The organism is Burkholderia sp. AU19243 (genome assembly GCF_018148075.1).
Lineage (GTDB): Bacteria > Pseudomonadota > Gammaproteobacteria > Burkholderiales > Burkholderiaceae > Burkholderia > Burkholderia latens_A.
The window spans coordinates 207,933-219,651 of the sequence record NZ_JAGSTV010000006.1 but is presented as its reverse complement, the minus strand read 5'-3'; the positions used below and the strand labels follow the sequence as shown (position 1 = coordinate 219,651).

At 66.7% G+C, this 11,719-nt stretch carries 12 protein-coding genes; 2 read left to right on the top strand and 10 right to left on the bottom strand.

Going from position 1 to position 11,719, the window contains the following annotated elements:
* Positions 1-117 precede the first annotated feature (117 nt).
* Positions 118-1,359, top strand: a complete 1,242-nt coding sequence (locus KDW55_RS14105; protein WP_212160370.1) for an FAD-binding oxidoreductase — start codon at positions 118-120, stop codon at positions 1,357-1,359.
* Between the two features lie 48 nt (positions 1,360-1,407).
* Here the strand turns inward: KDW55_RS14105 and KDW55_RS14100 are convergent, their stop codons facing one another.
* The 10 genes from KDW55_RS14100 to KDW55_RS14055 all read right to left on the bottom strand — a co-directional run bounded on the left by KDW55_RS14100 (position 1,408) and on the right by KDW55_RS14055 (position 11,269).
* The gene (locus KDW55_RS14100; protein WP_040140733.1) at positions 1,408-2,169 is read right to left on the bottom strand and encodes a FadR/GntR family transcriptional regulator; all 762 of its coding nucleotides are present in this window, start codon (positions 2,167-2,169) and stop codon (positions 1,408-1,410) included.
* Between the two features lie 77 nt (positions 2,170-2,246).
* Positions 2,247-3,137 (bottom strand): amidohydrolase family protein, encoded by an 891-nt coding sequence (locus KDW55_RS14095; RefSeq protein ID WP_212160371.1) that lies wholly within the window; start codon positions 3,135-3,137, stop codon positions 2,247-2,249.
* Positions 3,138-3,180: 43 nt separating this feature from the next.
* Positions 3,181-4,122, bottom strand: a complete 942-nt coding sequence (locus KDW55_RS14090; protein ID WP_040140737.1) for an ABC transporter substrate-binding protein — start codon at positions 4,120-4,122, stop codon at positions 3,181-3,183.
* Between the two features lie 90 nt (positions 4,123-4,212).
* The gene (locus KDW55_RS14085) at positions 4,213-5,250 is read right to left on the bottom strand and encodes an ABC transporter permease (RefSeq protein WP_209821903.1); all 1,038 of its coding nucleotides are present in this window, start codon (positions 5,248-5,250) and stop codon (positions 4,213-4,215) included.
* Positions 5,251-5,276: 26 nt separating this feature from the next.
* Entirely contained in the window at positions 5,277-6,824 is a 1,548-nt protein-coding gene (locus tag KDW55_RS14080; RefSeq protein ID WP_069243265.1) for a sugar ABC transporter ATP-binding protein, read from the bottom strand.
* 12 nt (positions 6,825-6,836) lie between these two features.
* Positions 6,837-7,613: an SDR family oxidoreductase gene (locus KDW55_RS14075; RefSeq protein WP_069243266.1), complete on the bottom strand. Its 777-nt coding sequence runs from the start codon at positions 7,611-7,613 to the stop codon at positions 6,837-6,839.
* A gap of 72 nt (positions 7,614-7,685) precedes the next feature.
* Positions 7,686-8,963, bottom strand: a complete 1,278-nt coding sequence (locus KDW55_RS14070; RefSeq protein WP_040140744.1) for an L-fuconate dehydratase — start codon at positions 8,961-8,963, stop codon at positions 7,686-7,688.
* Positions 8,964-8,985: 22 nt separating this feature from the next.
* A complete protein-coding gene (locus KDW55_RS14065; RefSeq protein WP_040140746.1) occupies positions 8,986-9,828 on the bottom strand; it encodes an ureidoglycolate lyase in 843 nt (280 codons plus the stop codon).
* A gap of 77 nt (positions 9,829-9,905) precedes the next feature.
* Positions 9,906-10,670: an SDR family oxidoreductase gene (locus KDW55_RS14060; RefSeq protein WP_212160372.1), complete on the bottom strand. Its 765-nt coding sequence runs from the start codon at positions 10,668-10,670 to the stop codon at positions 9,906-9,908.
* Between the two features lie 107 nt (positions 10,671-10,777).
* Positions 10,778-11,269, bottom strand: a complete 492-nt coding sequence (locus tag KDW55_RS14055) for a hypothetical protein (RefSeq protein WP_209821907.1) — start codon at positions 11,267-11,269, stop codon at positions 10,778-10,780.
* 80 nt (positions 11,270-11,349) lie between these two features.
* Here KDW55_RS14055 and KDW55_RS14050 point away from each other — a divergent pair, with 80 nt between their 5' ends.
* Positions 11,350-11,637 carry a DUF3331 domain-containing protein gene (locus KDW55_RS14050; protein WP_040140750.1) on the top strand — a complete coding sequence of 96 codons (288 nt, stop codon included), beginning with the start codon at positions 11,350-11,352 and terminating at the stop codon, positions 11,635-11,637.
* The last annotated feature ends 82 nt before the right edge of the window (positions 11,638-11,719 follow it).

Sequence of the window (11,719 nt, the reverse complement as noted above, 5' to 3'; positions counted from 1 at the left end):
AGCGCATACCCTCTTGGTGCGTCACGCGGCCGCGAGTATGCTTTCACTTCATACGATCTCCAACCAGGGCGCGCCCGCCGCATCGCGGCCAAGCGCACCGCCAATGGCCACTACCGAATGGACTTCGACGTAATCGTTCTGGGCGCAGGCATCGTCGGCGTATCCGCCGCGCTGCATCTGCAGGATCGCGGCCGCAAGGTCGCACTGGTCGACCGCGGCGCACCCGGCGAAGGCACGAGCTTCGGCAACGCGGGCTTGATCGAGCGCTCGTCGATCGAGCCGTATCCGTTTCCGCGCAGCCCGTTCACGCTGATGCGCTATGCGCTGAACCGCTCGACCGATCTCTACTGGCACAGCATGTCGCTGCCTGCCTTCGCGCCGTGGCTCGCGCGCTTCTGGTGGGAATCCGCGCCGATGCGCCACGCGGCAGCATCGCGTGACATGTTGCCGCTGATCGAGCGCTGCATCGTCGAGCACGACGCGCTGATCGCGCGGGCCGGCGCAGGTGAACTGGTGCGCGCAAGCGGCTGGATGGAAGCGTTCCGCACGCCGGCCGCGTTCGAACGCGCGGTCGCCGATGCCGGGCTCACCGCGCGCCGCCACGGGCTCGGCATCACGCCGCTCGACGCGTCCGCACTGCGCGCACGGGAACCGAGCCTCGCACCGGGCTTCTGCGGTGCGCTGCACTGGCTCGACCCGAAAAGCGTCGTCGATCCGTCCGCGCTCGTCAAAGCCTACGCGCAGCTCTTCGTGCAAGGCGGCGGCACGCTGCTCACCGGCGATGCGGCGAGCCTCGACGCGTTGTCGCCCGGGTGGCAAGTCATGACGGACGACGGCAACATCGCCGCGCCGTCGGTGGTCGTCGCGCTGGGCCCGTGGTCGGACACGGTATTCGGCAAGTTCGGCTACAAGATCCCGCTGCGCGAGAAGCGCGGCTATCACATGCACTACGCACCATCCGAACGCGGCACGCCGTCGGCACCGATCGTCGATCGCGAATACGGGTACGTGATCGCACCGATGCGGCGCGGGTTGCGGCTGACGACCGGCGTCGAAATCGCACGGCGCGGGCTGCCGCCGACGGGCGTGCAGCTCGATCGCGCGGAACGCATCGCGCGCCCGGTGTTCGGCTTCGGCGCGCGGCTCGATCCGCAGCCGTGGCTGGGTTTCCGGCCGTGCACGCCCGACATGCGGCCGGTGATCGGCCCCGCGCCCGCGCATCGCGGGCTGTGGTTTTCGTTCGGGCACAACCATCACGGGCTCACGCTCGGTCCTGTGTCCGGCCGCCTGCTCGCGCAAATGATGACCGGCGAGACGCCGTTCACCGACCCGACGCCCTACCGCGCCGACCGCTTCTGATGCGGGATGCGAAACGCCTGAACCGCGCGCGCGTGCGATCGCCCGCGCTCAGTCGAGCGCGCGGCCGAAGATTTCGATCACTTCGTCGAGGTGTGCGGCCATCGCACGGCGCGCGGCCTCCGGGTCGCGCGCACGGATTGCATCGAGGATCGCCCGGTGCTCGAGTTCCGACCGGTGCGGCATGTCGTTCGGCATGTACAGCGACTGCAGCCGCTGGAACATCGGGTCGTACTTGTGCGCGAGCAGCTGCTTGATCATCAGTGCATACGCCGCGTTGTCGCTCGCTTCCGCGATACGGATATGGAACAGCCGGTCGCCCGGATGGGTGAGCGAGCCGCTGCGATTGTCTTCCTGGTTGCGCAGGAACGCGTCGTGAATGCCTTCGATCTGCGCGTCCGAGCCGTGCTTCGCGGCGAGCGCCGCGGCTTCCGGCTCGATCAGCCGGCGTGCCTGCAGCAGCGCGAACGGCGGAATCTCGGTATCGAGGTCGAGTGCGATGCCGAGCTCCGGATCGATCTCGACGATCGAGAACGGTGCGACCTTCGTATCGATCGCCGGCGCAGGTGCGGCGATCGCCCCGGGCTGACGCACCTTCACGCCGTCGCCGACGCGTACGCTCACGAGTCCGTTCACCTCCAGCGCGATCAGCGCCTCGCGCACCGACGTGCGCGACACGCCGAACCGTTCGGCCAGTTCCCGCTCGGGCGGCAGATAACTGCCCGGCGGGAAATCGCCGGACTCGATCATTGCGCTGAGCTTGTCGGCGATCTGCTGGTACAGGCGGCGGTTCTGAATCGGCTGGATGGACATACATTGATACAGGTAAGCGGTTGTGTTGCGGACGGCGCGATGCTTGCATCCGGCGCATCGGGCCGTTCGCGCCTATTTTATCTGCCGGGCCCGGTATCGCCCTGCAACGCATAGCAACGTGCGGCCGTGCCGCCCCACAACGCGTTGCGCTCGGCCGCCGACAACCGCGCTTCGGCCCAGCGCTCGACCAGCGACGCCACTTCGTCATACGATGCCGCGAGCAGGCACACGGGCCAGTCCGATCCGAACATCAGCCGCTGCGGTCCGAACGCGTCGAGCGCCGCGTCGAGGCATTGCTCGATGTGGCGGATATCCGGCCCGCGCAAGCCGCGCCGCCAGTCCGTCTCGGTCACGAGCCCCGACAGCTTGCACACGACGTGCGGCAGCGCGCCCAGCTCGCGCAGGCCGGCCCGCCAGCGCGCGAGCGCGCTATCGTCGCGGTCGAATTCGGAGAGCGCCGGCTTGCCCGCATGGTCGAGCACGAGCCAGTGCGCATCGTGCCGCGCGCAAAACGCACGCACGTCGCGCAACTGACGCTCGAACACGAGCACGTCGTACACATAGCCGTTCGCCTGCAGCCACGCAATACCGCGATTGAACGCGGGATCCGCGACGAATGCGGCGACGTCGGCTTCGTCCTGCAGCTGATGACGAAAGCCGCGCAGCTTCGGGCTGCGCCATTCGGCGATACGATCGGCCAGCTGGGGTGCACCGAGATCCTCCCAGCCGACCACCGCCGCAATGCGCGCGTCGTCGCGGGCAAGCTCGAGCAGGAACGCGGTCTCGTCGCGCCCGGCGCGCGCCTGCACCGCGATCGATGCGTCGAGCGCCTGCGCATGCATCTGCGGCCACAGCGCGGCGGGCAGGTAATCGCGGGCGAGCACGCCCATCCCGGCGCCGATCCACGGATAGTCGGCCGCGCGGTAACGCCAGAAATGCTGATGGGAATCGATACGCACTGCGCCCATGGTGTCCTCGTGTTTCGCCGTCGCTTGCGGCGTCGTGTCACGCTCAGTCGTACAACACCGCCTTGATTTTCGGGTCGTCGATATTGGTTTTGTCGTACCAGTAGAAGCCGGTGTCGATGATCTTCGGCAGCTTCTCGCCCTTGATCGCCTTCACGGCCGCCTCGACCGTCTTGTAGCCGATCCCGACCGGGTTCTGCGTGATCGCGCCGGCCATCAGCCCGCTGCGGATCGCGTCCTTCTGCTGCTTGCCGGAATCGTAACCGACGATCACGACCTTGCGCTTCATCTCGCGCACGCCGTTGACCACGCCGATCGCCGAGCCTTCGTTGGTGCCGAACAAGCCCTTGAGCTTCGGATACGCTTGCAGGATCGACTTCGTCACTTCGGTCGACTTCAGCTGGTCGCCTTCGCCGTATTGCACGGTCACGACCTGCACCTTCGGGTGCGCCGCTTTCATCCTTTCGAGAAAGCCGTCGCGGCGGTCGATGCCGGTGCGGCTCGTCTGGTCGTGCGCAACCACGGCCACCTCGCCGTCGTCGCCGATCAGCGCGGCGAGCTTGTCCGCGGCGAGCGCGGCGGCGGCCTTGTTGTCGGTCGCGGCGGTCGTCACCGGGATATCGCTGTCGACGCCGGAGTCGAACGCGATGACCGGGATCTTCTCGGCCTGCGCCTTCTTCAGCAGCGGCAGCGCGGCCTTGCTGTCGAGCGCCGCGAAGCCGAGTGCGGCGGGCTTCTTCGCAATCGCGGCGGACAGCATGTCGATCTGCTTGTCCACCATCGCCTCTGTCTCGGGGCCCTCGAACGTCACTTTCACCTTGTAGTCTTTCGCCGCCTGCACCGCGCCGGATTTCACGGCCTGCCAGAACTGATGCTGGAAGCCCTTCGAGATCAGCGGGATGTAGCTTTCCTGCGCGTGCGCGCCGGCCGTCGCTCCGACGGCGAACGTCAGCCCGACGATCGCGTTCAACACCTTGCTCCTGATCACTTCGCGTCTCCTTGGTTCGTATCGACTGAAATGCCGGCCCGGCCGGCGGTGATGCGCCTGTGTGCCTGTTTTCGTCCGTCCGCGCGCGCGTCAGCGCCGGCGCCGGCGCAGGATGTCCACGTAGACGGCGAGGATGATGATCACGCCCGTCACGACGGTCTGCCACTCCTGCGCGACCGACATGATGCGCAGCCCGTTGGTCAGCACGCTCATGATGAACGCGCCGATGATGGTGCCGACGATGCTGCCCGCGCCGCCCGACAGCGACGTGCCGCCGATCACGACCGCCGCGATCGCGTCGAGCTCGTAGCCCTGCCCGAGCGCCGGTTGCGCGGAGTTGAGCCGCGATGCGATCAGCAGCCCGGCGATCCCGCACACCGCGCCGCTGAACGTGTAGACGGCGATCTTCCACGCATCGACGTTCACGCCGGACAGCCGCAGCGCCTCCTCGTTGCTGCCGAGCGCGAACGTGTAGCGGCCGAAGATCGTGCGGTTAAGCACGATCGACGCGCCGAGCGCGACGAGGAACAGGATCAGCACCGCGTTCGGAATCGGCAGCGCGGGAATCAGGGCGCCGATCAGCGAATCCTGCGCGATCGACGTGAAGCCCGGCGTGTCGTTGAAATAGATCGGCCGCGTGCCCGAGATCACGAGCGACAGCCCCTTGAGCAGCATCATCATCCCGAGCGTCGCGATGAACGGCGGCACCTTCATCTTCGCGATCACGAAGCCGGACACGCTGCCCGACAGCGCGCCGAAACACAGCGCGGCCAGGATCCCCAGCGGCAGCGGCATTCCCCACTTCGTCAGCACGACGCCGGCCATCACCGCGCAAAACGTCATCAGCGTGCCGACGGAGAGATCGATCCCCGACGTGATGATCACGTATGTGCACGCGACGGCCAGCACGCCGTTCACCGCGGTGGCCTGCAGGATCGCGACCAGGTTGTCGACTTCGAGAAAGTTCGACGACGCGAAGCCGAAGAACACGATCAGCAGCACGAGGCTCGCGAACGCGAGCAGCTTCTGCCGCGCGGCCGGATTGAAGAAGCGGGCGCGCAGGCCCGGTGCGCCGGCCGGCGCGTCGCCGGTGGCAAGAGGCGGAACGGGATGCGTATCGTTGGACATGATCGGTAGGCGTCTGAACAAAACAGTCAGGACAATACGGTCGACTCGCGCTGCGTCGCGAGCTGCATGATCTTTTCCTGCGTGGCGTCGGCCGCGCGCAATTCGCCGGTCACGCGCCCTTCGCACATCACCAGGATCCGGTGGCTCATCCGCAGCACCTCCGGCAATTCGGACGAGATCATCACGATCGCCTTGCCTTCGGCGGCGAGCGCATCGAGCAGCTTGTAGATCTCGCTTTTCGCGCCGACGTCGATGCCGCGCGTCGGCTCGTCGAAGAACAGGATGTCGCAGTCGCGCAGCAGCCACTTCGCGATGACGATCTTCTGCTGGTTGCCGCCGGACAGCAGCCGCGCGGGCTGCGCGACCGACGGCGTACGGATCGCGAGTTGCCGCACGTACGACCGCGCGGCGTCGCGCATCTCGCGCGCATCGACGAACATGCCGCGACGCACGAAGCGCTGCATGCTCGCCAGCGCGATGTTGTTCTGCACGTCCATTCCGACCGCGAGCCCGAATTGCTTGCGATCTTCCGACAAGTAACCGATCCCGTGCCTGACCGCATCGGCCGGCGTGCGGATCGTCACGGTCCTGCCGTGCACGCGGATCTCGCCCGCGTCGACCGGATCCGCACCGAACACCGCGCGCGCAACCTCGGTGCGGCCCGCCCCCATCAGCCCCGCGAAGCCGAGGATCTCGCCGCGCCGCAGCGTGAAGCCGACGTCGCGAATGGCGCGGCCGCGCGACAGCCCTCGCACTTCGAGCGCGATGTCGTTTTTCGTCGTATCGGGCGGCGTGCGGAACTGCGTATCGAGCTGACGGCCGACCATCATCGCGATGATCGACTCCATCGACGTGCCGGCCATCGGCACGGTCGCGACGTACTTGCCGTCGCGCATCACCGTCACGCGATCGGCGATCTGCCGCAACTCGTCCATCTTGTGCGAGATGTAGACGATGCCGACGCCATGCGCGCGCAGGTCGCGGATGATCCGGAACAACTCGGCGATCTCGGCGTTGTTCAGCGCGGCGGTCGGCTCGTCCATGATCAGCACGCGCGAATCGAACGACAGCGCCTTCGCGATCTCGACCATCTGCTGCTTCGCGACCGTCAGCCGGCCGACCCGCGTGCGCGGATCGAGATCGAGCCGCATCCGAGCGAAGATGGCGGCGGCGTCGCGATTGAGCTTGTCTTCGTCGACGAACACGCCGAAGCGTCCGCGCGGCTCGCGGCCGATGAAGATGTTTTGCGCGACGCTCAGGTGATTCATCAGGTTCAGTTCCTGATGGATGATGCCGATCCCGAGCGCCTGTGCCGCGCGCGGATCGGCGATCTCGACCGCGCGGCCGTCCATCCGGATCTCGCCTTCGTCCTTCTGATAAACGCCGGCGAGAATTTTCATCAACGTCGATTTGCCGGCGCCGTTCTCGCCCATCAGCGCGTGCACTTCGCCGGCGCGCAGGTCGAACCGGCAATCGTCGAGCGCCTGCACGCCGGGAAAACGCTTGCTGACGCCGGCCAATGCGATCAACGGCGGTGCGGCAGTATGCAGGTTCCGGTCCGAATCGGGTTGCATGGCTCGCCGTCCTCAGCCGATCGCGCGATCGAGATGCGTATAGCCGCCGTCGACGAACAGCCACTGGCCCGTCGTGTGCGACGCGCGTTCCGACAGCAGGAATACGGTGGTGTCCGCGATCTCGTCGGCCGTCGTGAAGCGCTTGCCGAGCGGCACCTTGCCGGCGATTTCCGCAATCTTCGCTTGCGGATCGTCGAAGCCGGCGATCCAGCTCCGGTAGAGCGGCGTCATCACTTCGGCCGGAATCACCGCGTTCACGCGCACGCCGTCGTTGCGCAATGCGACCGCCCATTCGCGCGTGAGCGCGAGCTGCGCGCCCTTCGATGCGCAGTAGCCGCTCGTGTTGCCCTGCCCGGTGACGGCCGTTTTCGACGAGATGTTGACGATCGCGCCGCGCGTCGCTTTCAGATGCGGCACGCAGTAATGCGCCATCACGTAGTAGTGGACGAGGTTCCGCTCCAGCGAGGCGACGAACGCGTCGCGGCCGGCATCGAGGCCGATGTTGTCGTTGATGCCCGCGTTGTTGACGAGCCCGTCGATGCGGCCGAAGCGCGCGATGGTCTGCGCGACGCCGTCGCGGCACTGCGCGTCGTCCTGCAGTTCGACGGCGATGTTCGCTGCATGCGGTTGCCGCCGAACGAGTTCGCGCCAGAAACCGTCGTCCGGTGCGTGGCGTGCGAACACGACCGGAATCGCGCCTTCGCCGGCCAGCCGCATCGAGATCGCGGCGCCGATGCCCGACGCGCCGCCGGTCACGATCACGACCTTCTGTTGCAGATTCAAATCCACTTCGCGTCTCCGTCGTTCATGTTGTCGCCGCGTACGCCGCGCGGTGCATCGCCGTGCCGCGCGCGGCGTGCTTCAGCCGCGGAACCGGTACTGCTCGAGCGATTCGGGCTTCATCTCGATCGAGAATCCGGGCGCCGTCGGCGGCATGTACGCGGCGCCGCGCACGACACAGGGTTCGACGAAATGCTCGTGCAGGTGATCGACGTATTCGGCGACACGCCCTTCCTTCGTGCCGGAAATACACACGTAGTCGATCATCGACAGATGCTGCACGTACTCGCACAGCCCGACGCCGCCCGCATGCGGACACACCGGCAACCCATACTTCGCGGCGAGCAGCAACACCGCGAGGATCTCGTTCACGCCGCCGAGCCGGCATGCGTCGATCTGCACGACGTCGATCGCGCCGCGCTCGATGAACTGCTTGAACAGCACGCGGTTCTGGCACATCTCGCCGGTCGCGACCTGCACGGGGCGGATCGCCTCGCGGATCTTGCGATGCCCTTCGACGTCGTCGGGGCTCGTCGGCTCCTCGATGAACCACGGCTTCGCGAACGACAGCTCGCGCACCCAGTCGATCGCTTCATGCACTTCCCATACCTGGTTCGCATCGATCATCAGCTTGCGGTCCGGGCCGATCACGTCGCGCGCAATCGTCACGCGGCGGATGTCGTCGTCCAGGTTCGCGCCGACCTTCAGCTTCACGTGCTCGAAACCGGCGTCCACCGCCTCGCGGCACAACCGGCGCAGCTTGTCGTCGCTATAGCCGAGCCAGCCGGCCGACGTCGTGTAGCACGGGTAGCCGTCGCGCTCGAGCGCCGCGATCCGTTCGACCTTGCCCGGCGCCTGCCGGCGCAGCAGGTCGAGCGCCTCGTCACGCGTCAGGCAGTCGGTCAGGTAGCGGAAATCGATCGCACGCACGATTTCCTCGGGGCTCATGTCGGCGACGAGCCGCCACAAAGGCTTGCCGACCGCCTTCGCCCACAAGTCCCACACCGCGTTGACGACGGCGCCCGTCGCGAGGTGGATCGCGCCCTTGTCCGGGCCGATCCAGCGCAACTGGCTGTCCGACGTCACGTGACGCCAGAACCGGCCCATGTCCTCGCGGATCCAGTCGAGGTCGAGGCCGACGACGAGATGGCGCATCGCGTCGATCGCCGCGCAGCAGATCTCGTTGCCGCGCCCGATGGTGAACGTGAGCCCGTGACCTTCGAGGCCGTCGCGGTCGGTTTCGAGCACGACGTACGCGGCCGAATAATCGGGGTCCGGATTCATCGCGTCGGAACCGTCGAGCTGGCGCGAGGTCGGGAAGCGCACGTCGAGGACGCGCATCGATCGAATGATTGGCATACGAATCGTCCGTTGAAGGGAATCAGGCCTGCACGGTGCGCTGGCGCTGTTCGCCGAGCCCGTCGATGCCGAGCGTGATTACCTGCCCGGCGCGCAGATAAACGGGCGGCTTCTGCCCGAGCCCGACGCCGGGCGGCGTGCCGGTCGAAATCACGTCGCCCGGCTGCAGGCTCATGAAGCGGCTCAGGTAGCTGATCAGATGCGGTACGCGAAACACCATCGTCGCGGTCGAGCCGTTCTGATAGCGATGGCCGTCGACGTCGAGCCACAGCCGCAACGCGTGCGGATCCGGCACTTCGTCCGCCGTGACGAGCCACGGCCCGATCGGCCCGAAGGTGTCGTTGCCCTTGCCCTTGTCCCATGTGCCGCCGCGTTCGAGCTGGTATTCGCGCTCCGATACGTCGTTCACCACGCAGTAGCCGGCGACATGGGTCATCGCATCGGCTTCGTCGATATATCGGCCGGCCTTGCCGATCACGACGCCGAGCTCGACTTCCCAGTCGGTCTTCTCCGATCCGCGCGGAATCTCGATGTCGTCGTTCGGCCCGGAGATCGCGCTCGTCCACTTGCCGAACACGACCGGCTCCTTCGGGACTTCCATTCCGGACTCGGCCGCGTGGTCCGAATAGTTGAGCCCGATGCAGATGAACTTGCCGACGCGGCCGACGCACGGGCCGAGCCGCGGCGCGCCGTCGACGAGCGGCAGCGACGACGGGTCGATGTCGCGCAGCCGCGCGAGCGACCCGGGCGTCAGCGCGTCGCCGGCGACGTCGTCGATTACGCCCGACAGATCGCGAATCCTGCGCTGCGCATCGAGCAGGCCGGGTTTCTCTTGATGTTTGTCGCCAAATCTCAGCAGTTTCATGTCGTGTAAGCGGAAGCGGAAAGTGGACAGGAGCGGCGGTCAAACACGATCAGTTCGACACGGTCAGTTTGACACGGTCAGTTTGACCAGCCGCCATCGATCAGGTGAATCGTGCCGGTGGTGAAGGACGACTCGTCGGACGCGAGATACAACGCGAGCGCGGCGACTTCGTCGGCGCTGCCGATGCGCCCCATCGGCTGACGTGCGACAAATGCCTGGCGCACGATGTCGATCGACACGTCGCGCGTGCGCGCCTGCTCGGCGATGCGCTGCTCCAGCGACGGCGATTCGATCGTGCCCGGGCAGATCGCGTTGCAGCGAATGCGCCGCTCGACGAAATCGGCGGCTACCGACTTGGTCAGGCCGATCACGGCCGCCTTGGTCGTCCCGTAGACGAAACGGTTCGGCACGCCCTTCACGCTCGACGCCGCCGACGCCATGTTGACGATGGACGCGCCGCCCGCGTCCAGCATCGCCGGCAGCAGCGCGCGAATCAACCGGTACATCGACGTGACGTTCAGGTTCAGCGAAAACGCCCATGCGTCGTCGTCGCAGTCGAGGATCGAGCCGTGGTGCACGAAGCCCGCGCAGTTGAACAGCACGTCGAACGCGCGTTCTTTCGCGGCGAGCGCCGCGATGTCGCCGGCGTCGGTCACGTCGAGCCGCCGCGTGGCGAGCCGGCCGCCGGCCCGCTCGGCGTCGGCGGCAAGCTGCGCGAGCGCGGCTTCGTTGATGTCGGTCGCGAGCACGTCGGCCCCTTCGCTTGCGAACCGCAGCGCGGTCGCGCGCCCGATGCCTTGCCCCGCCGCCGTCACCAGCGCGCGCTTGCCCCGCAATCTCATGAGCAGCTCTCCCGAAAACCCGGCCGCCACGCCGGTGGATTGGCACAAAGGACTAAAGGTCCAACCAATCATAGGAACAGAATCCGGATTTGTCACGAACGCGGGATTCAGTGTTTTCCCGAGCGACGAAATCGCGTCGCCAGCAGCGCGGGCGGCTTCGTTTCCGGGGTTTTTCGACACCGTGCGATCGGGCGCGTCGCCCGCAAAACCAAGGTGGACGTGGCGCTCCGGCGGGGCCGGTACGTTTGCGCCACGGCGCCGTCCGCCGAAGCTGACAAAAAAGTCATGCACGCGTCAGCGTCCGAACGGGATTCGCGCGCGATCATCGGGTTGCCGGCCCATGCTTTCCGGTTCACCGCACCGCCCGCCACCCATCCGTGGCGGGCGCCTCCGTCCCCCGCGGTGCGCCCCGTGCCTGAGCGAGCAGACACGGAGGCGAGGGCCAGTCGTTTGCCCCGGACGTTCGCGTCCGGGGCGCTTTTGTCATTGGCTATTTCAAGAAAATGCGCGGCGATTGTTTCTAAATCGGCAAAAGGTAATTTGAGCCAGACAGGATGTTTTTTCCGGTCACAGACGCTTACATTTAGCGCACCACTCATGGAAACCGCTACGGATTCGCCCGCAGGTAGTGACATCCACTGCCATGGCCGAACCCGCACGAGCTTTAGGAAACGGCAAAATGAAGGCTTCCAAATCCCTGCCTGCGCTCGATCCCGCCGACGTCCACGTCGAAATCCTCGAACGTTCCGATACGCTGCTCGTCGTACGCTGGGTCGAACCCGGCCGCTGTCACTACGGTGAACAACGCTGGCGCCGTCGCTTCGCGCAGCGCACCGGCACGTGCGCGCTGTCGCGCCAGGTGATCCAGCGCGGCGACGAAGTATTCCGCCCGGCCGAGCGTCCGGCCCCGGCGAACGCGGCCGCGATGATCTCAGCCGCCGAAGTGCTCGCGCTGGCAGGCAACTGATATCGCCCGTCGTCTGCGTTTGCGCGCCGAACGCAACGCGCCGATGCCCGCTCTAGAAGCGCCGGTCTAATTCCCCCGCTTG

Bases quoted from the DNA above. Each gene is read 5' to 3' on its own strand.
- KDW55_RS14105 (WP_212160370.1), top strand. From the start codon at position 118: ATGGACTTCGACGTAATCGTTCTGGGCGCAGGCATCGTCGGCGTATCC.
- KDW55_RS14100 (WP_040140733.1), bottom strand. From the start codon at position 2,169: ATGTCCATCCAGCCGATTCAGAACCGCCGCCTGTACCAGCAGATCGCC.
- KDW55_RS14095 (WP_212160371.1), bottom strand. From the start codon at position 3,137: ATGGGCGCAGTGCGTATCGATTCCCATCAGCATTTCTGGCGTTACCGC.
- KDW55_RS14085 (WP_209821903.1), bottom strand. From the start codon at position 5,250: ATGTCCAACGATACGCATCCCGTTCCGCCTCTTGCCACCGGCGACGCG.
- KDW55_RS14080 (WP_069243265.1), bottom strand. From the start codon at position 6,824: ATGCAACCCGATTCGGACCGGAACCTGCATACTGCCGCACCGCCGTTG.
- KDW55_RS14070 (WP_040140744.1), bottom strand. From the start codon at position 8,963: ATGCCAATCATTCGATCGATGCGCGTCCTCGACGTGCGCTTCCCGACC.
- KDW55_RS14065 (WP_040140746.1), bottom strand. From the start codon at position 9,828: ATGAAACTGCTGAGATTTGGCGACAAACATCAAGAGAAACCCGGCCTG.
- KDW55_RS14060 (WP_212160372.1), bottom strand. From the start codon at position 10,670: ATGAGATTGCGGGGCAAGCGCGCGCTGGTGACGGCGGCGGGGCAAGGC.
- KDW55_RS14055 (WP_209821907.1), bottom strand. From the start codon at position 11,269: ATGAGTGGTGCGCTAAATGTAAGCGTCTGTGACCGGAAAAAACATCCT.
- KDW55_RS14050 (WP_040140750.1), top strand. From the start codon at position 11,350: ATGAAGGCTTCCAAATCCCTGCCTGCGCTCGATCCCGCCGACGTCCAC.